18 protein-coding genes are annotated in these 21283 nt (G+C 64.2%); 8 read left to right on the forward strand and 10 right to left on the reverse strand.

Annotation, left to right across the window (positions count from 1 at the left end):
• Positions 1 to 12: 12 nt before the first annotated feature.
• Genes FAZ95_RS00230 through FAZ95_RS00240 form a run of 3 tightly spaced genes read left to right on the forward strand, consistent with a single transcriptional unit; the run spans position 13 to position 3933 of the window.
• Positions 13 to 1740 (forward strand): methyltransferase domain-containing protein, encoded by a 1728-nt coding sequence (locus FAZ95_RS00230; RefSeq protein ID WP_137330587.1) that lies wholly within the window; start codon positions 13 to 15, stop codon positions 1738 to 1740.
• Between the two features lie 19 nt (positions 1741 to 1759).
• On the forward strand, positions 1760 to 2911 hold the full coding sequence (locus FAZ95_RS00235) for a DegT/DnrJ/EryC1/StrS family aminotransferase (RefSeq protein WP_137330588.1): 1152 nt from the start codon (positions 1760 to 1762) through the stop codon (positions 2909 to 2911).
• Complete coding sequence (locus FAZ95_RS00240; protein WP_137330589.1) at positions 2908 to 3933, forward strand: aspartate aminotransferase family protein; 1026 nt, start codon at positions 2908 to 2910, stop codon at positions 3931 to 3933. Before FAZ95_RS00235 ends, FAZ95_RS00240 begins: the two co-directional genes overlap by 4 nt.
• A 13-nt stretch (positions 3934 to 3946) precedes the next feature.
• Here the strand turns inward: FAZ95_RS00240 and FAZ95_RS00245 are convergent, their stop codons facing one another.
• The 6 genes from FAZ95_RS00245 to FAZ95_RS00270 form a co-directional block, all read right to left on the reverse strand.
• Positions 3947 to 4663: a WbqC family protein gene (locus FAZ95_RS00245; protein ID WP_217497415.1), complete on the reverse strand. Its 717-nt coding sequence runs from the start codon at positions 4661 to 4663 to the stop codon at positions 3947 to 3949.
• Complete coding sequence (locus FAZ95_RS00250; protein WP_137330590.1) at positions 4660 to 5826, reverse strand: aminotransferase class I/II-fold pyridoxal phosphate-dependent enzyme; 1167 nt, start codon at positions 5824 to 5826, stop codon at positions 4660 to 4662. Before FAZ95_RS00250 ends, FAZ95_RS00245 begins: the two co-directional genes overlap by 4 nt.
• Before the next feature lie 8 nt (positions 5827 to 5834).
• Positions 5835 to 7028 (reverse strand): aminotransferase class I/II-fold pyridoxal phosphate-dependent enzyme, encoded by a 1194-nt coding sequence (locus tag FAZ95_RS00255; protein WP_137330591.1) that lies wholly within the window; start codon positions 7026 to 7028, stop codon positions 5835 to 5837.
• A complete protein-coding gene (locus FAZ95_RS00260; protein ID WP_137330592.1) occupies positions 7025 to 7792 on the reverse strand; it encodes a class I SAM-dependent methyltransferase in 768 nt (255 codons plus the stop codon). Before FAZ95_RS00260 ends, FAZ95_RS00255 begins: the two co-directional genes overlap by 4 nt.
• A 24-nt stretch (positions 7793 to 7816) precedes the next feature.
• Entirely contained in the window at positions 7817 to 8818 is a 1002-nt protein-coding gene (locus tag FAZ95_RS00265; protein WP_137330593.1) for a glycosyltransferase family 2 protein, read from the reverse strand.
• A gap of 109 nt (positions 8819 to 8927) precedes the next feature.
• Positions 8928 to 9797, reverse strand: coding sequence for a hypothetical protein (locus FAZ95_RS00270; RefSeq protein ID WP_137330594.1), 870 nt, complete (start codon positions 9795 to 9797; stop codon positions 8928 to 8930).
• Between the two features lie 328 nt (positions 9798 to 10125).
• Between FAZ95_RS00270 and FAZ95_RS00275 the strand changes: the two genes are divergently transcribed.
• From FAZ95_RS00275 to FAZ95_RS00290, 4 genes are all read left to right on the forward strand, one after another.
• On the forward strand, positions 10126 to 10809 hold the full coding sequence (locus FAZ95_RS00275; RefSeq protein WP_137330595.1) for a glycosyltransferase family protein: 684 nt from the start codon (positions 10126 to 10128) through the stop codon (positions 10807 to 10809).
• The gene (locus tag FAZ95_RS00280; protein ID WP_254699769.1) at positions 10799 to 12613 is read left to right on the forward strand and encodes an O-linked N-acetylglucosamine transferase, SPINDLY family protein; all 1815 of its coding nucleotides are present in this window, start codon (positions 10799 to 10801) and stop codon (positions 12611 to 12613) included. Before FAZ95_RS00275 ends, FAZ95_RS00280 begins: the two co-directional genes overlap by 11 nt.
• Positions 12614 to 12678: 65 nt before the next feature.
• A complete protein-coding gene (locus tag FAZ95_RS00285; RefSeq protein ID WP_137330596.1) occupies positions 12679 to 14970 on the forward strand; it encodes a tetratricopeptide repeat protein in 2292 nt (763 codons plus the stop codon).
• Positions 14967 to 16946, forward strand: a complete 1980-nt coding sequence (locus FAZ95_RS00290; RefSeq protein WP_137330597.1) for a tetratricopeptide repeat protein — start codon at positions 14967 to 14969, stop codon at positions 16944 to 16946. Before FAZ95_RS00285 ends, FAZ95_RS00290 begins: the two co-directional genes overlap by 4 nt.
• Before the next feature lie 189 nt (positions 16947 to 17135).
• Here the strand turns inward: FAZ95_RS00290 and fliT are convergent, their stop codons facing one another.
• The 3 genes from fliT to FAZ95_RS00305 all read right to left on the reverse strand — a co-directional run bounded on the left by fliT (position 17136) and on the right by FAZ95_RS00305 (position 19966).
• Positions 17136 to 17432 (reverse strand): flagellar protein FliT, encoded by a 297-nt coding sequence (gene fliT / locus FAZ95_RS00295; protein WP_137330598.1) that lies wholly within the window; start codon positions 17430 to 17432, stop codon positions 17136 to 17138.
• Between the two features lie 34 nt (positions 17433 to 17466).
• A complete protein-coding gene (gene fliD / locus FAZ95_RS00300) occupies positions 17467 to 18903 on the reverse strand; it encodes a flagellar filament capping protein FliD (RefSeq protein WP_137330599.1) in 1437 nt (478 codons plus the stop codon).
• A gap of 232 nt (positions 18904 to 19135) precedes the next feature.
• The gene (locus FAZ95_RS00305; protein ID WP_137330600.1) at positions 19136 to 19966 is read right to left on the reverse strand and encodes a flagellin domain-containing protein; all 831 of its coding nucleotides are present in this window, start codon (positions 19964 to 19966) and stop codon (positions 19136 to 19138) included.
• A gap of 407 nt (positions 19967 to 20373) precedes the next feature.
• On the opposite strand from FAZ95_RS00305, the gene rpsU reads away from it, so the two are divergent.
• Positions 20374 to 20586 carry a 30S ribosomal protein S21 gene (gene rpsU / locus FAZ95_RS00310; RefSeq protein ID WP_006050883.1) on the forward strand — a complete coding sequence of 71 codons (213 nt, stop codon included), beginning with the start codon at positions 20374 to 20376 and terminating at the stop codon, positions 20584 to 20586.
• 108 nt (positions 20587 to 20694) lie between these two features.
• On the opposite strand, the gene FAZ95_RS00315 is transcribed toward rpsU, so the two are convergent.
• Positions 20695 to 21123 (reverse strand): hypothetical protein, encoded by a 429-nt coding sequence (locus FAZ95_RS00315; protein WP_137330601.1) that lies wholly within the window; start codon positions 21121 to 21123, stop codon positions 20695 to 20697.
• Positions 21124 to 21283: the final 160 nt, after the last annotated feature.

A 21283-nucleotide genomic window follows, 5' to 3' on the forward strand; every position in this document is an offset into this window, starting at 1 on the left:
AGGACCGCTTCAATGCCCACTGTCAGCATTCTGATCCCCGCCTACAAGGCCGATTACCTCGGCCGGGCGATCCTCAGCGCGCAGCGCCAGACTTTCGAGGACATCGAAATCCTCGTCGGCGACGACACGCCCGATGCCGCGCTCCAGGAAGTCGTCAGTAGGTTCGAGGATCCCCGCATCCGCTACTTCCACCACGGTTTTCAAAACGGCACGCGCAATTCGCAAGCATTGTGGGAGCACGCGCGCGGCCAGTACGTGAAGTTCCTGTCCGGCGACGACATGCTGATGCCGGCCTCGGTTCAGACGCTCGTCGACGAGCTGCGCGCCAACCCTGAGGTGGTCCTCGCGTTCCACGAGCGCGTGATCGTCGACGAGACGGACAACGTCGTCGCCACGCCGGGCCCGCTGCTCGCGCCGGGCAATACCGCGTTCATCGATCGTCCGTTCCTGATCGAGCACATGGTCGCCGGGCTGAACAACTTCATCGGCGAACCGAGCAACATCATGCTCGTGCGTGACCGCGTCGACATTTCGGCCGTCTGGGACTACCGCTCGTGGGTGCTCGACTTCACCGGCGACGTGGCGGCCTATCTGAACTGTGCCGAAAAGGCGCCGCTGCTCGCGGTGGGCGGCTATCTGAGCGCGTCCCGCCGTCATTCGGCCCAGGCGCCGGAAACCGGCAGCGCGAACTTCAGTGCGGGGCTCTACGAGTGGGAACTGATGGTGCGCGGCGAAGCGGCGGCCGGCAATCTCACGGGAGACGCCCTCCGGAATGCGCAGCGCACGCTGCGCCGGCTCTACGCCAACTGGTCCGCGACGCTGCCCGAAATCGCCCCCCTGCTTGCCAACCTCGACGAATTCAAGCGCCGGCCCGCACATGAGCTCTACGCGTCCGAGCGTTTCCAAGCAGATCTCACGAATGCCCGCGCGGCCGTTGCCGCGCGCGTCGGTGTGAGCAGTAAAGGGCCGCAGGCGCCGCAGCAAAAGTTCTGCGTCGTCTGCGAGCAGCCAGTACCCGGCTGGCTGCCGCACCCTGAGAACGGCAACTCCGGCAAGACCTTCATGCGGCAAATCGAAACGGTGGGTTCGACGCTCCAGAACCACTCGTGCCCGAAGTGCGGCTGCAACGACCGCGAGCGCCATCTGTGGCTCTATCTTGCCTTTTCGCGGATTCTCGAAGACGCGGGCGCGAAGCGCATTCTCCACGTCGCGCCGGAAGCCGGGCTCGAGCCGCGCATCCGCAGGCTCCAGCCGCGCGAATACGTCGTTGGCGATCTCTCGCCGCGCCTCGCGCATCACCGCGAAATCAACGTCGAAAAGCTCGACTTCCCCGACGGCTACTTCGACGTGATCATCTGCAACCACGTGCTGGAGCACGTGGACAACCCGGCTGCGGCGCTCGCCGAGTTCAACCGGTGCCTTGCGCCCGGCGGCCACTTGGTCGCGCAGACGCCCTACTCGCCGGTGCTGCGCAATACGTTCGAATTGACCAAGCCCGTCGACGAAGCCTTCGCGACGAACTACTTCGGGCAAAACGACCATGTCCGCATGTTCGGCGCCGACCTGGTCGACCACTTCCGCAACGCAGGGTTCAAGGGCGACCTGTATCCGCATACGACGGTTCTCGGCGAGGTCGATCCGGACACCTACGGCTGCAACGGACGAGAGCCTTTCTTCTTTTTCGCGAAAGGGGACGCGCCGGTGTTCCCGGCTCATGCGTCTTCGCAGCCAATCCAGTGACCATCGGCTCGAGACAACCATGAACGCTGCCGCCCCCGTTCGCGTGATATCTCCGGAACCAGACGATCGCATCTTCGTCACGCAGCCGCATATGGCGCCGCTGGACGAATTTATCCCCTATTTGGAAAAGATATGGGAGAGCAAGGTACTGACGAACCGCGGCCCGTTCCATCGGCAGCTCGAAGACGCGCTGTGCGAATATCTCGGCGTTGAACACTTGGCGCTCTTTGCCAACGGGACACTGGCGCTTGTCACCGCGCTGCAAGCGCTGCGCATCACCGGCGAGGTCATCACCACGCCGTATTCGTTCGTCGCCACCGCGCATTCGTTGTTGTGGAACGGCATCAAACCCGTATTCGTCGACATCGATCCCGATACGCTCAATCTCGATCCGCACAAAATCGAGGCAGCCATTACGCCGCAAACGACTGCCATCATGCCCGTTCACTGCTATGGGCATCCGTGCGACGTCGAGGCGATTCGCCGGATCGCCGACAATTACAACCTGAAGGTCATTTACGACGCCGCACACGCGTTCGGTGTACAAACCGACAGCGGCAGCGTCCTGCAGCACGGCGATCTATCGGCGCTGAGCTTTCATGCGACAAAGGTCTTCAACACATTCGAAGGCGGCGCGATCATCTGTCCGGATGCGAAGACCAAGCAGCGCATCGACCACCTCAAGAACTTCGGCTACGTCGATGAAGTCACCGTGGTGGCGCCCGGCATCAATGCGAAGATGAGCGAGATCAACGCGGCGTTCGGCCTGCTGCAGTTGAAGCACGTCGACGAGGCGATCGCCAAGCGCAAGCGAATCGATGCGATGTACCGCGGGCAATTGCGCGACGTGAAGGGTATTCGCTGTCTGGAAGATGCGGGCGAGACGGTGGCGAACTGCGCCTACTTCCCGATTCTCGTCGAGAGCGACTACCCGATGAGCCGCGATGCGCTGTTCGAGTTGCTGCGCTCGCACGACATCGTCGCGCGACGCTACTTCTATCCGCTCATTTCCGATTTCCCGATGTACCGCGGGCTGCCTTCGGCAAGCCGCGACAATCTGCCCGTGGCGACCGACGCCGCTCTGAAGGTGCTCTGCCTGCCGATTTACCCGGCACTGTCCGACGAGCAAGTTGAACGGATCGCGGGCATCGTCGCGCGAGGCCGCTCGTGACGTTCGCGCCGGCGGCAGGGGATGCGGTCGAACGTCTATCGACGCGACGCGATGCGATCGGCGGCTACTTCGAACTGGAGTTGCCGCCCGCTCACGGCGAGCTCTATCCCAATGCGCTGCGCTTTCAATCCGCACGCGCGGCGTTCCTCGCGCTGCTCACGGCTGGCCGGCCAAAGCGCGTCTGGATGCCCTGGTACATCTGCGAATCGATGCTCGAAGCGCACGCGATGACGGGGGTGCAAGTCCAGCGCTACCAGATCGACGAGCACTTCGAGATCGCGAGCGACATCGCACTGGGCGAAAACGACTGGCTGCTGTACGTCAACTATTTCGGGGTTTGTGACGCGCGGGTGGAGCGGCTCTTCGCCCGCTTTCCGCGTCAACAGATCGTGATCGACAATTCGCAAGCGCTGTTCTCTCCGCCTGTGGATTGCCTCGCAACCATTTATTCTCCGCGTAAATTCTTCGGCATTCCGGACGGCGGTTATCTGGTCACGGAACGTGACATGCCGCTGCCCGATGAGCAGGACGCGGGTTCGATCGAGCGTTTCGAGCCGCTTCTCATGCGCCTCGATCACGGGGCGGAAGCCGGATACCAGAGCATGGTCGCGGCGCGCACGACGTTGCGCGGTCAGTCGCCGAAGCGCATGTCGGAACTGACTCGGCGTTTGCTCGCGCACATCGACTATCCGGCGGCGATCGCGCGCCGCAATCGCAATTACGCGCGCTATCAGCGCCTGCTCGGCGCCGACAATGCGCTGCCGTTGCCGGAAGCCCCGCAGTACGCGCCGCTTTGCTATCCCTTCTGGAATCATCGCGCGGACCTTCACGCGCGGCTTGCCGCCCAACGTGTCTACGTCGCCAAGTATTGGCCGCACGTACGAGGCGAGACCGGGACTCCGGCCGACCTCGAATACCGCCTCGCCACTGAGTGCCTCGCGCTTCCGTGTGATCAACGCTATGGCGACGAAGAAATCGACTTCGTCGTGGCCATGTTGCGCGAAGCGATCAAGAGCCGTTAAGCGAAGGCGTCAGTCAGGCGACGCACCTCGTATGGCTGCGCAACGCTTGCGCTACGGTCTCCGGCGCGTTCCAAAGCAGCACGTCGATGATCGATAGATGCGGTTCGTAACGGTAGGGCGCTGGATCGTAGCTGAACTCGTCGAACTCCGCGAACTTGAGTGTGACGCCGGCGCGCGTGAACGTCGCTGGGTCGAACAGCGCCCGCCCGCCCGCAGGATTGACGTACTCCGTGGCGCCGAGTTGCTGGCAGACAAGCGGCGCCCAGTCGCCAGCACCCATCTGCGACGGAAAATCGAGGCTCAATTCCGAGCAGACGCGGTACGAAAAGGGCACGCCCAGGTACTCGCAAACGGCCTTTAGCGTATTGACGTTCAGTTCGCACAGCGAGTCGCTCGACGTGCGATCGAATGCAGCGCACACGAGATCGTCCACCTGCGCGAAGAACGGTGCCTGGCGGCGGAACGCGGACAGTTTGCCGCGCAGGCTCGTCTTCGTATCGGCGACGTTCAGCACGCGCGCTTCGCGGGTCTTGATCGTGATCGACGAATTCGACAGTGGGACTGTCACGTACTGCCAGCCTTCCTTGGGATGCAAAATGCGGTTGCGATTCATCCAGGTTTTCGGCGTGTATTGTGTGACGTCGAAAACGATCCATTCGTCGACGGCGGCGATTAACGCGAAGTGCCCGAGATAGGGAAAGAAGTAAGGCTGCATGATACCGAGCCTCATGCCGCGGTTTCCTCCTGATGGGCCCGCGCGATGATCTCGCACACGGTTTCTACCATCGCTTCGCGGACATGTGCGCCGACGGGCAACTCGAGCCAGGACGAGCAGAGGCGTGCGGTCACGGGCAGCGCAGCGGTTTGCCGCGCAACGACGCTCGCACGCGAGACGGCGCGCGCTTCCACGTTATCGAAGGCAAGCCGTTCGACCAGCGCGTCGCGCGACCTGCCGAAGACGCGCTCGTCCAACTCGACTAGAAGCGCCTGATGATTCGAAGCGTCCACGCCGCCGGGTTCGACGACGCGCAGTCCGGCAATGGACGAAAGGCGCGCCCGGTACAGGTCGGTCAAAGACTGGTTGTGCGCTTGGTTGGCCGCGTAGTCGTCGAGACTCAGGAGACCGATCGCAGCCTGCGCTTCGGACATTCGCCCATTCGACGTTTTCACTACGGGCACAGGGCGACCTGCGCCATAGCTACTGCGAATGTTGCGCAGCCGCGCCGCGAGTTCGTCGTCATCCGTGGCGACGCATGCCCCGCCCGCAGCGTTCAGGACATTGGATTCGCTGAACGAGAAGACTTCGAGCGCGCCGAAGCGGCCTGCGCGACCGCCTCGCACCGTGCAGCCGAATGCATGCGTCGAATCGAACAACACCGGCAGGCCGCGATCCCGCGCGAGGCTGGCAAGCGCCTCGGCGTCGCATGCGCCCCCCCACAGATTCGCGCCGATGATCGCATTGACGGCCGCGTCAACGGAGGCCCCGTCGATTGTCGTGACCGCGCTGTCAAGGCAGATCTGGCCGGTGGCGGGGTCGACGTCGCAAGCCACCGCTTCGACGCCGCACCATGCGAGTGCGTGCTCGACGGCGCGATCGCAAACCCCCGGCACCAGCGCCTGTCCGGAGATGGCGAGCGCTTCGCTCGCCATCATCAAGCCGATGGTCGCGTTGGTGACGCAGACAGCATGTTTGACGCCGAGGAAGTCCTGCAAGCGTTGTTCGAGCTCCCGTGCGAGCGGGCCTTGGTTCGTGTAGTAACGCCGCTCGAAGATGCCGCGCATCGCGGCCTCATAGCGCTCCCATCCGGGCGCATTGCGTTGGCCGACGGCGAGCAACTGGGCGAAAGCGGGGGAGCCGCGATCGCGCATGGCCGATGGGGCGTCGATGGGCATAGTGATTGTCACCGGGCGACCTCGCGGGTTTCGGCGCGCGCGTGGATTTCGCCGGCATGCGCCTCCACGAACGAAAGCAGCATGATCACTTCGTCAATGTCATCCATCGTCACGAACTCGCCGCACGGCAGCAGCGCGAAGCGCTGCGCGAGGCGATCGGTCTGCGGCAATTCGGCAGGAACGTGCGGATAGGCCATCGGTTTGGCGTGCAGCGGCGGAGAGTAGTAAGCGCGAGCGAGCACGTTTTCGGCATTCAGAATCTCGATCGTCAGTGATCGGGGCAGCGGCCAATCGTCGAGCAATTCGACCACGATGTTCTTGTAGCTCGTGCGGTGCGATTCATCGAACTCGATGAGGCGCACGCCCGGTACGCTCGGTAACGTCGTGCGATATCGCTCGTAACGTTCACGATTGCGCAGGGCTTGCACATCGAGTTCGTCGAGGTTCGCAAGCGCCATCGCCGCATGAACGTCGGCAAGCCGTGCGTCGAGGGAGCCAGGTTGCACTGTACTGCCGTCGCGCAACGTCGCAAGTTCGGCGGCGAGCGCTGCGTCGTTCGTCGTGACGTAGCCGCCCTCGAAGCCGTTAAGGAGTTTGCTCGCGTGCAGCGAAAAGCATTCGGCGTTTCCGAAGCGGCCCACACGGCCGGCTGCACATTCCTCGTAGACGGATTCGACGGAATCGAACATCAACGGGATGCGGTGCCGCGTGGCGAGCTCGACTAGCCCTTCTACGTCGCAACAATTGACGATCGGGTGAACGCCAAGCAAAAGTGCCGTGTCGTCACCGATACATGCGCTCGCGGTAGCCGCGCTAATCGCGAGCGTTTTCGGGTCGACTTCGCAAAAGCGCGGCAACAGACCCGTCCAGGCGACCACGTCGGCCATGCGTCGATAGGTGAGCGACGGCATGACGACTTCACGCCTGCCTGGCCGGGCGAGCGCGGTCATGGTTGTCGCCAGTGCCCAGAAGCCACTGCAAAAGCTCACACAATGTGCCGTTTGGTGAAACTTTGCGAGGCGCGCTTCAAGCTGCATCGTCACCGCACCCGGCGCCGTGCCCGCTTGACCATAAGCGTCGCGCGAATACTCGAGGAAGCGATCGAAATCCGGCCGTACGAGGTTCGAGGTCGACTTCGGGACAGAAAACAGGGGCTTGGCGCCGAACAACGCCAGGTCGGCGGCGCTCGACTTCTGAATCATTGCACGGGTCCTGGGTTGGCTTGCTCGCGCGATGCGTTGGGCGCCGACCGGCGGTGAAGCACGACGTCGTAACGGTAATACCCGGAGAAGTAACCCTCCGGCATGGTTCCGAATTCGGTATCCCAGCCGGCGCCGGCAGCCAGCGCAGCAAATTCGGCTCGCGTGCGCCAGATGCCGATCCGCGCGCGAGGGTCGGTGAGCTCACCCGGCTCAGGGATGCGTGGTGCGTAAAATGCCGCGGCGCGTTCGCCGTCGGGCACATTACCGATGAAGACGCGGTCGACGTTGACGAATCGGCTGTGCAGCGTTTGCAATGTCGTTTGCGCCTCTTGCTCGGAAAGGTACGAGAAGCTCGCGTAACACATGACTTTAGTGAAGCGCTCGGGCATGGTTTCGGCGCAAACATACTCGGCAGCACCGCTGGCCGCGAAGGTGAATTGCGGCGGCGCGGCGAAATGCTGATTCGCGATGTCGATCATGTACGACGAGATGTCCACGCCGACGAGCGACGAGCAGGCACGGAAGAGTCGCGCCGACAGCGCCCCGTTACCGCACGCGAGGTCGAGCACGATATCTTTGGGCTCGATCGCGAGATGCCGGCGGATCGCTTGCATGATCATGTCGACGTGTTCCTCGGACACGACCTTGCCGCCCACGGTGCGTTTGACTTGTGCCCAAAAGTCGCCGGGGGCGCAAGTTCTCGCATGCTCGTCGTAATCGACGGTCGGATAGTTGCGCGTCGCACTCGGATTGGGATGGTTCATGGTTTTGCGAAGTCAGTCGAGCGGCTATTGGGCGGACGGTTGTACGGACGCGAGTCGGGCGCGTGCAGCCGCTTCCTTTCGCTGAGCGACACGTTGAGCCACGTTGGCGCGTGCATAGGCGAAGTCGGCCTGGAAGCGTTCCGACGAGAGAAGCTCCGCCGGTGGCCTTGCCGTCAGTTCTTCAAGATTGGCGGCAAGGCGCGCGATCTCCGGCAGCACGCCCGCGAAGTTGGCGTACAGGGCTTGCAAACGGTGCTTCGCACTTTCGAGCACCGCCCCATGAAGGTTGCCGGCGGCGGCCTCGCTGCGCACCAGCAGCTCCCATTCATAGAGACCCGCGCTGAAATTCCAGCTCATAACGGCCGACAACTGGCCCGCATGTCGCCGAAAGGCGCTCAGGTAGCCGCCTACTGCGACGAGCGGCGCCTGCTCGGCTATGTTGAGGAACATGGCGACGTCGCTGCCGAGAAAGTCGAGTTTCAAGCCTCGATAGTCGACGATGCGTTCGACGTCGATCCGCTCGCGATCAACCATCACGTTACTCGGCTCGCCGATGAAGTTATTGAGTCCGGCGACCATTTGTTGTACGAGATAGGCGCGGTCGACGAGTGCCGTTTGTCCCACCTGCAGCAGCGGCTGCGGGGTGCCGAGCACCTTGCCGTCACCGTCGATCACCACCCGGTCGTGAAATGCAAGGGCCGAATTGGGGTTTGCGGTGAGCGCCGCCGACAGCACCTCGATCGAAGCCGGCATCAAAACGTCGTCGTCGCACAGCCATTTGACGTACTTGCCGCTCGCTCGCTTCCAGAGGGCCTGGAAGTTGAGCGTGCCTCTCTGGAAACCATGATGGAAGTAGCGGATTCGCGGATCGTCGAAGCTTTTGACGAGGGCTTCCAGATGAGCCTCCGGCGTGTCATCGCCGATGAGGATCTCGAAGTCCTGCAGTGTCTGGCGCAGGGCACTGACGATTGCCTCGCGCAGGTGCCCGGCCTTATAGGCGGGAATCAAAATGCTGACCAAAGCCATGTGAGAACCCTTTTTTCATCGTTCGACCCGCACTTTAGCTTCGCTAGTGACGATTCAATGGCGCAAAAAGAGCCCCAATTCCGCGGCAATTCCGAAGCTTCGCGGCCGCTCAGGCTTGCGGCGCCGCCGCGTTGCGCGCTCTTCGCGCGGTCTGAATGAGCGTCTCGCGAATTTGCAGGAATATCTGCAAGTAGCTGGCTCGGCCCGTTTCGATCGCTGCAGTCTTCAATGCGTCGAGCACCGACAGATCGACAGGGTAGGGACTGACCATCGACCCCGACATCGGCAACTGAATCGGGTCGTATTGCTTCACGCGCCAATGGGGCTCGGCCGCGAGGAGCAGCGACACGACGCGCTCGATGATGAACACCTTCGACGGAGCGAAGTCGCGTCCATAGACGGCCGGCGCGTTCAATTGGCCGCTGAGCGCGCTGTTGCCGGTTTCCGCGATCGCAAAGAGCGTTTCGCACATTTCGAGCCAACGGCGCCAAAACGCCGGTGTGGCCACAAAGTAATTGCAAAAGATGCTGTGGCGCGAATCCATTGGCACCGCATGCGCATCGATGCCCGGCGCGATGAGCGCGACGCTCTGCTCGAAGACTGGCCAAATGCCGGGCTGATTTGTCGCTGCCTGCTCGAAAGTGTTCAGATAGATGGCGCTCTGATCGAAGAACGGCGAGAACGAGATGACGTCGGCGTCGCTTTGCACGCTTGCGATGAATGCGTTGACGGCGCTCGAGCGGAGCGTGGTCTTTTGGCCGAACTTCGGTGAAAAGAAGCCGTAGAGCGTGTTTTCGTCGAGCGCATGCCCGAGCAGAAACTTGCGGATGGGCCAGTATTCGCGCCAGTCGGGCCGCTCCCCGCAATTGTCGAGCGGGATGAAGCCCGGATCGAGTTGAAGGCGCGTTTCGTCGGAGTAGTAGATCTGGCGAATTTCGACCGACCGTCCGCCGGACGATGGCTTCGAAAGTTCAAGCAAAGGATTGCCTCCGGTGATTGCGCGATTCTCATGCGCGGCAAGCGCCGCGCGTGAGAAGCCGCAGGATGGCGAGAGTGTGATGGTTGGGCTTCAGGTTGTATCGATCGAACAAGGCGTGGTTTCAGGCTCAATTCCCGATGTTCGAATAGGCGAAAGCCGGCCTCTCGCCAGCCAGGGTGCCGGTGGCGCGGCGCAGTTCTGAAAATGAACGGGAAACGACGTGCTTTTCCTGCGATTGAAGAACGTACGGCAAGGCTATGCTGCGGTCTATTGTCAGATGCGGCGTGAACGCGCTGTATCAGCCCGAATTGATTTCCGATCCCCACCGATGAAGCCGATCCGACTCGTATGTGGCACCCGGCATTCCGACGCGACCTTCGCCGCGCAATCCGCGCTCGGCCGCTCGCTGAAGCTGTACGATCACCAGCCGCCGCAGCAGCTGGTGCTGTTCGACAACAACAGCAAAGGCCTGTCGACGATCTACAACCGCGCGATCGAGCACGCCCGGGAGAACCCTGCGATTCTCGTCTTCATCCATGACGACATCTCGATCTGCGACTTCTTCTGGGCCGATCGGATTGTCGAAGCCGTCAAGCACTTCGACGTCGTGGGCCTCGCCGGCAACACGCGCCGCATGCCGCGCCAGCCGTCCTGGGCGTTCACGCCCGAGATGCAATGGGACCGCCGCGAGTTCCTGAGCGGCGTCGTCGGGCACGGCAAGGGCTTTCCGTGCGACGTCGTTTCGCGCTTCGGCCCATCGGGCCAAGCGTGCAAGCTGCTCGACGGCCTCATGCTCGTGGCCGACAGCGAGCGGCTCATCGAAAGCGGCCTGCGCTTCGACGAGCAGTTCGACTTCCATTTCTACGACCTGGACTTCTGTCGCCAGGTCGAGCTGAAGGGCCTGACGATGGGCACTTGGCCGATCAGCGTCGTCCACGAAAGCGGCGGTGCGTTCGGCTCGCCGTCGTGGCGCGCGGCCTACGAGCGTTATCTGCGCAAATATGGCGAGTGAACCGATGCCGGCGGCGGGCCGGCTTCCCCAGCCGATCGAAGTCGGCCTCGCGCATCAGCAAGCCGGGCGCCTCGCCGAAGCGGCGGCCGTCTACAAGCACATTCTCGCCGTCCAGCCGAATCATCCCGACGCGCTGCATCTGCTCGGGCTCGTCGCCTATCTCGAAGGCAACTACGGGGCGTCGGCCGATCTCATCATGAGCGCGCTGAGCCACCGCGAGAGCGAGATCTATTACGGCAACCTCGGCAATGCGTTTGCCGCGCTCAGCAAGCACGCGGCGGCCGCCGAGTGCTTTCGTTGCGCCATCGCGCTCAAGCCCGACTACATACACGCCCACAACAACCTCGGCAACATGCTGCGCGAGTGCGGCCAGTACGACGCGGCCGTGCAGAGCTTCAAGACCGTCATCGCGCTGAAGCCCGATCATGCCGAGGCGTACAACAACCTGGCCAATGTGCTGGTCGATCTCGGCGACCTCGACGCCGCGATCGACGCCTACCGAAAGGCGATCGCGCTGCGGCCGGACCTGCTCACGACGCGCAGCAATCTGCTGTTCATCCTCAGCTACCGCGAGCGTCTCGCGCCGTCCGACTACCTGTCGCAGGCGCTCGACTTCGGCCGCGCGGCGACGGCCCAGGCGCGACCGTGGTCGGAGTGGCATGTGCCGCTGGCAAGCCGGCGTGACGGGCCGTTGCGCGTAGGCCTCGTTTCCGGCGATTTCAAGGTCCATCCGACCGGGATTTTTATCGAGAGCATCCTCGCGCATATCGACGCGAGACGGATCGAGCTCGTCGCGTATCCGACGCAGCGGATCGAAGACGAGCTGACCGCGCGCATCAAGCCGCGCTTCTCGGCGTGGACGAATCTCGCATCGCTCACCGACGAGGCGGCCGCCCGCCGGATTCGCGACGACCGGATCGACATTCTCGTCGACGTGTCCGGCCACATGAACCACAACCGCCTGCCGCTGTTCGCATGGCGGCCGGCGCCGGTGCAGGCGAGCTGGCTCGGCTACTTCGCGAGCACCGGGCTGCCCGCAATGGACTACGTGATCGGCGACGCACACGTGCTGCCGGCCGCCAGCGAGAGCCAGTTTTCCGAGCGGCTCTGGCGCCTGCCCGACAGCTATCTCTGCTTCACGCCGCCTGAAGAGAACGTGGCGGTCGGGACGCCGCCGCTTGCCGCGCGGGGGCACATGACGTTCGGCTGCTTCAACCACCTGATGAAGATGAACGACACGGTGGTCGCCGTGTGGGCGCGCATCCTCCACGCGGTGCCCGGCTCGCGTCTTTTCCTGAAGGCCAAGCAGCTCGACGACGCCGCCACGCGCAACGAGACGCTCAGGCGCTTCGCCGCCGTGGGCATCGGCGCCGAACGGCTGATTCTCGAGGGCCGCTCGCCGCGCCATGAATACTTCGAAGCGTACAACCGCGTCGACATCGCGCTGAGCCCGTTCCCTTATCCGGGCGGGACGACGAGCGTCGAAGGACTCTGGATGGGCGTGCCCGTTCTGTGCCGCCGCGGCGACCGGTTTCTCGCGAACATCTGCACGAGCCTGCTGCACTCGGCCGGACTCGAGGCGTGGATCGCGGCCGACAACGACGACTACGTTGCGAAAGCCATCGCGTTTGCACGCGACCCCGAGCGGCTCGCCGCGCTGCGCGGCTCCTTGCGCGCGACGCTGCTCGCCTCGCCGCTGTGCGACGCCGCACGCTATGCGCGCAATCTCGAAGCGGCGTTCGAAGGGATCTGGCGCGAGCGCGTGGCGCAACTGGGTGCGCCGCCGCAAGATTCTGCGCCCTGAGCGCGGCGGCGCGATCGTCTAGGCATGCCTCGCTCCGCTGCCGTTTCCTCATCCACGGACTATCCATGCAAGACCTTCGAGAGACGTTGAACGCCGCGCTGGCGCATCATCAGGCGGGCCGTCTCGCGGATGCGCGGACCCTCTATCAACAGATCCTGCAGGCACAGCCGCGGCATTCGGACGCGCTGCATTTTCTCGGGCTGCTCGCCTGCCAGATCGCGCAGCATGATGCGGGCATTGCGCTGATGCGCGAATCGATCGCCGTCAATGCGAGCCCGATCTACTACAACAACCTCGGCAATGCGTTGCGCGATCACGGCCTGCTGGCCGAAGCCATCGCTGAATATCGCCGCGCGATCGCGCTCAAGAGCGACTACGCCGAAGCCCACAACAATCTCGGCAATGCGCTGCGCGAGGCCGGCGACGCGGCCGCGTCGCTGCAAAGCTGCGCTCGGGCCGTCGAATTGCTTCCCGGCTACGCCGAGGGCTACAACAATCTCGGCAATGCGCTGAAGGATCTCGGCCAAATCGACGCGGCCTTGCTCGCGTACAACAAGGCGATTGCCGCAAGAAGCGGCTTCGCGCTTGCCCACATCAATCTCGGCAATGTGCTCAAGGAGCAAGGGCATGCCGATGCGGCGGTCGAATCCTATCGGACCGGCATCGCGCTCGCGCCTGACCTCGCCGCGGCGCACGATGCGCTTGCCGGCGCGCTGATGGATCGCGGCGACGTCGATGCGGCCATCGAGCGCTACCGGCGCGCGGCCGAGCTGCAGCCTGAACAGGCCGCGGCGCACAATGCCCTCGGCAACGCGCTGAACGGCGCCGGCCGAGCCGGCGAATCGATAGCCTCCTATGAGCGCGCGCTTGCCTTGCAGCCCGATCTCGCCGATGCGCATCACAATCTCGCCAACGCGCTGAAACGCCTGGGGCGCGCAGAGCAGGCGCTCGGCTTCGCGCAGCGCGCCGTGGAACTACGCAATGATGTGCCGTCGTTCCACAACAACCTCGGCATGATCCTCGCCGACCTGAACCAGTTCGACGCCGCGCTCCAGCGCTACCGCAAGGCGCTCGCGCTCGATCCCGATCTCGCGGAATCGCATACCGCCGTGCTGTTCGGCCAGGCCTACGCCGCGGGATGGTCGGCCGGCGCTCACCTCGCCGATGCGCGCTACTTCGGCCAGCGCATGGCCGCGCTGGCGTCGCCCTACAGGCAATGGCCGGCGCTGGCGGATGCGTCGCGCGCGACGCGTGCGCTCAGGGTCGGCTTCGTGACGGCCGACTTTCGCGCGCATCCCACCGGCTATTTCCTGGAAAGCGCGCTCGCCCATCTCGACCTCGCGAAGATCGAGGCGATCGCGTATTCGAACGGCTTGCAGCATGACGATGTCACGGCGCGCCTGAAGCCGCGCTTCGCCGGATGGCGCCACATCGCCGGCATGAGCGACGAAGCGGCGGCGCGCATGATCCACGAGGATCGCATCGACATCCTCGTCGACCTGTCGGGCCATACCGCGCGCAACCGGCTGCCGCTGTTCGCCTGGCGGCCGGCTCCGCTGCAGGTGAGCTGGCTCGGCTACTTTGCGACGACGGGGCTCGACGCGATCGACTACGTGCTCGGCGACCCGCACGTGCTGCCCGCGGAAGACGAGGGGCAATATGTCGAACGCGCGTGGCGCCTGCCGGACAGCTACCTGTGCTTCACGCTGCCGGCGCGGCAGGTGCCGGTCGGCCCGTTGCCCGCGCTGCAAGCCGGCCATGTGACCTTCGGGTGCTTCAACAATCACAAGAAGCTCAACGATGCGGTCGTCGCGGTCTGGTCGCGCGTGCTGCATGCGGTGCCGAATTCGCGTCTGATGTTGAAGAACGTCCAGCTTGGCGAGCCGATCATGCGGCGCGATACGCTGGCGCGCTTCGCCGCGCACGGCATCGGCAGCGAGCGGCTCGTGCTCGAGGGACCGTCGCCGCGCGACGAGTATTTCGCGGCCTACCAGCGCGTCGATCTCGCGCTGGACCCGTTCCCCTATCCGGGCGGCACGACGAGCGTCGAAGGGCTCTGGATGGGCGTGCCGGTCTTGAGCCGCCGCGGCAACCGGTTCCTGTCCCGCCTCGGCGAGATGGTGCTGCAGACGGCCGGCTTGCCCGAGTGGATCGCCGGCGACGATGACGACTACGTCGCGCGCGCTGCAGCGTACGCCGCCGACCTGCGAGGCCTCGCGGCGCTGCGCGCCGGCTTGCGCGAGCGCGTGATTGCCTCGCCGCTTTGCGATGCGCCGCGCTTCGCCCGAAATCTCGAAGCCGCCTTCGCGCAAATGTGGCAGCGCAGGCTCGCGGCTATCAAGGTAGACAACCCATGAACGCAATCGCACCGGAAACGATCTCGCGGCAGGCCGTGGACGCCGGCCTCGGCCATCATCAGGCGGGCCGATTCGAGCAAGCGCAGGTGCTCTACGAGCACGCGTTGCAGCTCGTGCCGCGCAATGCGGACGCACTGCATCTGCTCGGTGTGATCGCCATGCAGCAGGGCCGATATGCCGATGCGCTCGACCTGATCGCGCGCGCCATCGAGATCAGCCCGCAATCGATCTACTACGACAATCTCGGCTCGGCGATGCGCGGCTGGGGCAAGCTGGCCGCGGCTGCGGAGAGCTACGGCCAAGCGATCGCGCTCGATGCGGGCAATGTCAACGCGCACAACAACCTTGGCTACGTGTTGCAGCAGATGCGCCTCCACGCGGCCGCCGCGACGAGCTTTCGAACGGCCACGGTGCTCAAGCCCGATTTCGCCGATGCCCACTGCAATCTCGGCAACGCGCTGCGCGAGCTCGGCGATCTCGACGGCGCTGTCGAGCATTGCCGCCGAGCTCTGGAGATCAACCCCGCGCTGGGCGAGGCGCACAACAATCTCGGAAACGCGTTCAAGAACCAGGGCAAGCTGACCGAAGCGGCCCAGTGCTACGAGCGCGCGCTGGCCCTGTCGCCGCACGAGCCGCAGATCCCGCTCAATCTCGGCATCGTGCGGCGCGAAGAAGGGCGTCACGATGCGGCGATCGCGTGTTTCAGGCAGGCCATCGCACTGCGGCCGTCGTGGGCGCACGCATGGAGCAACCTGCTGTTCAGCCTGAGCTTCGCGCCCGGCGTCACGCCGGCTGACTACCTCGCCGAGGCCGCCGAGTTCGGGCGGCGCGTCGGCGCCGAGGTTCGCCCTTACACGGACTGGCGCATCGACACGGCGGCAGGCGCGCCGTTGCGGATCGGCTTCGTGTCGGGCGATCTCAGGGCTCATCCCGTCGGGTTCTTTCTGGAAAGTGTTCTCGCGCAGTTCGACCCCGCGCGCATTCGCCTCTTCGCGTACACCACCCGGCCTCAGGAAGACGAGCTCACCGCCCGCATCAAGCCGCGCTTTGCCGCCTGGCGCAGCATCGTCGACATGAACGACGAGGCCGCCGCGCGCGCGATTCGCGACGACGGCATCCATATCCTCTTCGACATGGCTGGGCACACCGACGGCAACCGGCTGCCCGTATTCGCCTGGAAGCCGGCGCCGGTGCAGGTGAGCTGGATCGGCTATTTCGCGTCGACGGGGCTGGCGGCCATCGATTACGTGCTCGGCGACGATTGCGTGCTGCCGGCGGGCGAAGCGCATCACTTCGTCGAGCGGCCGTGGCGTATGCCGCAAAGCTACCTGTGCTTCACGCCCCCCGAGCCGCCCGTGCCGATCGAGACCGAGCCGCTGTCGGCCGACCGGCCGCTCACGTTCGGCTGCTTTAGCGATCTGGTGAAGATGAACGACCGCGTGGCGGCGGTGTGGTCGCGCATCCTCCATGCCGTGCCGGGTTCGCGTCTTTTCTTGAAGGCGAAGCAACTGGCCGATGCAAAGGTGCGCGACGCGACGCTCGCCCGCTTTGCGGCGCACGGTATCGGCGCCGAACGGCTCGTGATGGAAGGCCCTTCGCAGCACGCGGAGTACCTCGCCGCGCACAACCGCGTGGACATCACGCTGAGTCCGTTTCCGTATCCTGGCGGCACGACGACGGCCGAAAGCCTGTGGATGGGTGTGCCGGTGCTGTGTCGCCGCGGCGACCGCTTCCTCGCGCACTTGTGCGAGAGCGTGCTGCGCGGCGCGGGCCTCGCCGACTGGATTGCATCGGATGACGACGACTACGTCGCGCGAGCCGTCGCATTCGCCCGCGACCGCGAGCGGCTTTCGGCGCTGCGCGGCGGGCTGCGCGAACGAGTGCTGGCGTCCTCGCTGTGCGACGCGCCGCGCTTTGCGCGCATGCTCGAAGGGGAGTTCGCGAGGATGCGGCGCGAGCTGTCGATCCGGAGTTAGCGCTTTAGCGTGTCGACGGGAGTTAGCGCTTCAGCGCTTACTTCCGTCCCATGCAGAGCCTTACTCCGGTCCCATGCAAAGCTCGGCATAAAAAAAGCCGCATTGCTGCGGCTTCGAGAGTGAATCCAATGCCGCATTGACGGCATGCGGTTGTTATTCGTTATCCGTATTCCGGCCTCGAGGCCGTCGTCAGAGCTTCCCCGTCGTGTTGTAGAGGCTCGTGGCCGCGATCCGCTTCATCGCTTCGCTTTGCCGGCTCATCATCGCCTCGCGCTCGTCGTGCGTCTTGCGCGTGATCGTCGCGTCGATCTCCTGGATCGCGCGAATCGTGGCGAGCGCTTCGGGCGTTTGCGTCGGGCCGAGCGTCATGAGAAGAGGGGAGCGCTCGTCGGCCAGATCGGACGCGAACAGCCAGTCGCCTGCCTCGACGGCGGAGGCGATCGTCTTTGTCAGTTCGTATGCGCGGGACAGCGATTCTTGCGTCATCGTTCTCGATCCTTGGTCAGCGGAAGCTCAAGCGTCAGGACGTCTTGTTCAGCGTGCCCGAGCTGCCGTTGCCGCCGAACAGCTGGTTCAGGTACGTTGTGTTGTTCTGCATCTGCGTCATCAGGTTGTTCAGCGCGGTGAACTCCGCGTTGTACTGGCTCGTCAGCGTGGCCGCATAGGCAGTGAGGGTGCTCTGTTGCTGCGTCAGGCTCTGGAGGTCCGAGTTGAGCGCCTGGGTGCGCTGGGCGAATTGGCCGCCGGACTCCGTGTATGTCTGGGTGTACGCATTGAGCTGCTCGCCGATTCCGTTCGTGCTGTTGAAGATGGCCGACACAGCGCTTGAGTTCGTGGTAAGCGCCGTTTGCAGCGCCGTGCTGTCGACACTGATCGTGCCGTCCGGCTGCAGGTTCAGGCCAATCGACGACAAGCTGTACGTCTTGCCGCCCACCGTGATGCCGCTACTGACCATCGAGGCCATGTCGTTCGTGGCCGTGTTGAGCATGGCGTCGCCCAGGAGCGGTCCGGCCGTCGCACTCGTCGAGCCGCTCGCGGCCGTGTACGACGACAGCCCGCTCGCGGTCGTGACCCACGAGTTGTACGCAGTGACGAAACTGTTGATTGCGGTGGTCGCCGAGGTCGTGTTCCCGGCGACGGTGAGCGTTTGCGTGGTGCCGACCGCGGCGCTCGTGAGGTTGAGCGTCACGCCGGTGAGCGCGCCGGTCACGGTGTTGCTTGCGCTCGTGACCGTGCTGCCGGCGATCGAGAGCTTTGCATCCTGGCCGGCCGTGACCTGCGTGAAGCTGGCCGTGTTCAGGCCGGAGTCCACGCCGGTGCCGGCGGAGATCGACACCGTGTTCGCCGCGCCGGTCGAGGTCGAGGTGAGCACGAGGTGCTGGCCGTCGGACGCCGTGATGACGGTAGCCGACACGCCGGGGTTGTTCGACGCGCCGTTGATGGCCGCCGCGACGCCGGCGAGCGTGTTGTTCGATGAGTTCAGGGCGATCGTCATCGAGCTGCTGCCGACGCCGACCGTCAGGTTGCCGGTGCCGAGCGTGGCACTGCTTGAATACGCACCAGAGGAAATCACGTTCGACTGGGCGATCTGCGTCACGTTAACCGAATAGGTACCCGCAACGGCGCCCGAGCCGGTCGCGACCGTCGCCGTGATGCCGCTGCCGCTCGCCGTGGCGCTCAACTGCTGGAGCGCGCTGCCGTCCGTGAGTCCCGACAGTGAGGTCTGCAGCGACGACATTGCCGATTGCAGCGAGCCGATCGCCGACAGTATGGTGTTGTCGGACGTCTGCTGGTTGGTGATCGTGGCCTGCTGGCCGGCGGTTTTCGCATTGACGAGGGCCGTGACGAGCGAGTTGACGTCGAGGCTCGACTTGGTCGATCCACTGATGATGGACTGGGCTGCTTGCGCCAGCGCGCTGCTTGCGCTGGTGGAGGTGGACGTTGCCGTGGTCGACATGGGTAGCTCCGTTCGTTTCGCTCGTTGTTGCGAGGTTCGGTCCAGTGCAGGCTGGTAGAGGTGTTTGGCCCGATGGGCAAGTGCCGCAAATGACTGCAGGGAGGACTCCCTCCCTGTGGTGTTGCTCGAGTTGCGCTGCTTTACCGGGGCCGCCGCGTGTCGCCCTATCCGGCGTCGTTGGCGGCCCCGCGCGGCACAGCGTGTCTCGCGACTCGCTGTGCGCCGGTCACGCTTACTGCAGGAGCTTCAGCACTTGCTGCGGCAGCGAGTTCGCTTGCGCGAGCACCGAGATACCGGCTTGCTGCAGCACTTGCGCCTTGCTCAGGTTCGCCGTTTCCGACGCGAAGTTCGCGTCGGTGATTTGCGACATGGCCGAGCTCGTGTTGGTCGATTCCGTCTCGGTGTTGGTGATGGCCGACGCGAACGTGTTCTGCGCAGCACCGAGCTGGGCTTGGAAGTTGTTCACTTGCGTGAGCGCGGCATCGATCGCCGTGATCGCGTTTTGTGCACCCGAGGTCGAGGCAACGGTGAGACCCGTCAGGTTCATGCCGGCCGAGTTCCAGTTCGTCGTGCCGAAGTTGGCCGTCAGGTTCTGGTTGGCCGAAGCGCCGATCTGGAAGGTCACGCTGCCGCTCGTGCCGAGCGCGCCGCCAAGAACGGTTTGGCCGTTGAACGTCGTTTGCGTGGCAACGCGGTCGATTTCAGCCAGACGCGTCGTCACTTCCGACTGCAGGTTGGCTTGTGCTGCCGTGCCCAGCGAGCCGTCGCCCGACTCGACCGCCAGCTGGCGGATACGCTGCAGGTTGGCAACCGTCGACGAGATCGCGCCGCCAGCGGTTTGCAGCATCGAGATGCCGTCGTTCGCGTTCGACACGCCTTGGTTCAGCGCGTTGATCGAGGCCGTCATCGTCGTGGAGATCGCGAGGCCTGCTGCGTCGTCGGCTGCCGAGTTGATGCGCTTGCCCGACGACAGGCGGTTGATTGCTTGCGACAGCGCGTTCTGCGAGCCCGACAGATTCGTCTGGGCTTCGAGCGACATGATGTTGGTATTGATGTTCAGCATTTTTTTCCTCGTTTGGAAAACGCCTGATAGGCTATTTCAAGGTTCGGCGACGCGCTTATCGCGAGTGGCGCTGACCGCCTTTCCTGGTTGTCGGCGGGGGGTGGAGAAAACTTTAGGGAAGGAAGACGAAATTGGTGCCAGCGCATTGGCAGCCCCGGGGCGAGGGCGTCCGGCTGCTCGACAACGCAAGTGCTTGAAGGCAAATGTCAAAATTGTGGTCGGCGCGACGTTTACCTGTTATGATCCCCGGTTCGCGGTGAACTCTGCACCAATTTCCCCGGCCCCCGGGGCCAATTGCCTCTCGTTTTGCTGCTTGCGGCAAGCGTCGGGAGGGCCGGCGCGAGGCAGACTGCCGTGAGTGGGCAGCTGCCACGCATTTTGACCGTATCAAGCGACTTAGGAATTACATGACGACGATTCTTCTGAAGGAAAACGAGCCGTTCGAAGTGGCGATCCGCCGCTTCCGCCGCGCAATCGAAAAAAATGGCCTGATCGCCGAGCTGCGTGAGCGCCAGTCTTACGAAAAGCCGACGACGGCTCGTAAGCGCAAGAAGGCAGCCGCTGTGAAGCGCCTGCACAAGCGCCTGCGCAGCCAAATGCTGCCGAAGAAGCTCCACTAAGCTTCCCCGGCGCGCGGCCGCAAGCCGCACGAAAAGCAGTCAAGACGGCGGTGTGTGCTTCGAAAGAAGCCACGCCGCCGTTGCGTTTGGGAGACGCGACGTCGAGTTTCAGGCGGCGTGCTTCTTGAGGTGCTCTGCCGAGAGACCGAACTGACGCGCGATCGACGTCAGCCGCTCCTGCCACTCCCAGATGCCGAACGCATCGTGGACGTTTTGCAGGCAGCTGAGGAGTTCCACCGTCGTCGGGTCGAAGATATTGACGCGCGCCCTGAGCAGCGCCTTCTTGAGCGCGGCGACGCCGGCATCCATGTAGGCCGGCACTTCGTCGGGGCGCTTGCCGATGTAGCGGACCGGCACGCCTTCCATCGCCGTCACGTAGTCGCGCGGCTTGATGAGGCTGCCGACCGGGCAGCCGCCGCAATAGCCCCGATAAGCGCCCCCGCCTCGCGGGAGCAGCGCGGCGCGACCTTGGCCGAAAAGGTGGTCCACGGCGTGGTCGAACAACGCTTGGTGCGTCAGAAAATTCAGGTTCTTCATGGTTCTGGCGGCTTGCGCGAAAGTGCGGCGGCCGTTTGTTGTCTTATACGTGCGGGTATAACGCTTCGATCGGTAAAAACGAAGACATTTTCTAGACGAGTTCGCACTTTTGACCGCATGCGGCGGTGTGGCTAGCGGGCATCGAATGCGCGTTGAGCCT

The sequence above is a fragment of the Trinickia violacea genome, assembly GCF_005280735.1.
Lineage (GTDB): Bacteria > Pseudomonadota > Gammaproteobacteria > Burkholderiales > Burkholderiaceae > Trinickia_A > Trinickia_A violacea.

Coding starts and splice junctions, on each gene's coding strand:
- FAZ95_RS00230 (WP_137330587.1), top strand. CDS start 13: ATGCCCACTGTCAGCATTCTGATCCCCGCCTACAAGGCCGATTACCTC.
- FAZ95_RS00305 (WP_137330600.1), bottom strand. CDS start 19,966: ATGCTGAACATCAATACCAACATCATGTCGCTCGAAGCCCAGACGAAT.
- FAZ95_RS00250 (WP_137330590.1), bottom strand. CDS start 5,826: ATGCCCATCGACGCCCCATCGGCCATGCGCGATCGCGGCTCCCCCGCT.
- FAZ95_RS00290 (WP_137330597.1), top strand. CDS start 14,967: ATGAACGCAATCGCACCGGAAACGATCTCGCGGCAGGCCGTGGACGCC.
- FAZ95_RS00275 (WP_137330595.1), top strand. CDS start 10,126: ATGAAGCCGATCCGACTCGTATGTGGCACCCGGCATTCCGACGCGACC.
- FAZ95_RS00235 (WP_137330588.1), top strand. CDS start 1,760: ATGAACGCTGCCGCCCCCGTTCGCGTGATATCTCCGGAACCAGACGAT.
- FAZ95_RS00285 (WP_137330596.1), top strand. CDS start 12,679: ATGCAAGACCTTCGAGAGACGTTGAACGCCGCGCTGGCGCATCATCAG.
- FAZ95_RS00315 (WP_137330601.1), bottom strand. CDS start 21,123: ATGAAGAACCTGAATTTTCTGACGCACCAAGCGTTGTTCGACCACGCC.
- FAZ95_RS00255 (WP_137330591.1), bottom strand. CDS start 7,028: ATGATTCAGAAGTCGAGCGCCGCCGACCTGGCGTTGTTCGGCGCCAAG.
- FAZ95_RS00260 (WP_137330592.1), bottom strand. CDS start 7,792: ATGAACCATCCCAATCCGAGTGCGACGCGCAACTATCCGACCGTCGAT.
- rpsU (WP_006050883.1), top strand. CDS start 20,374: ATGACGACGATTCTTCTGAAGGAAAACGAGCCGTTCGAAGTGGCGATC.
- fliD (WP_137330599.1), bottom strand. CDS start 18,903: ATGTCGACCACGGCAACGTCCACCTCCACCAGCGCAAGCAGCGCGCTG.
- FAZ95_RS00265 (WP_137330593.1), bottom strand. CDS start 8,818: ATGGCTTTGGTCAGCATTTTGATTCCCGCCTATAAGGCCGGGCACCTG.
- FAZ95_RS00280 (WP_254699769.1), top strand. CDS start 10,799: ATGGCGAGTGAACCGATGCCGGCGGCGGGCCGGCTTCCCCAGCCGATC.
- FAZ95_RS00245 (WP_217497415.1), bottom strand. CDS start 4,663: ATGAGGCTCGGTATCATGCAGCCTTACTTCTTTCCCTATCTCGGGCAC.
- fliT (WP_137330598.1), bottom strand. CDS start 17,432: ATGACGCAAGAATCGCTGTCCCGCGCATACGAACTGACAAAGACGATC.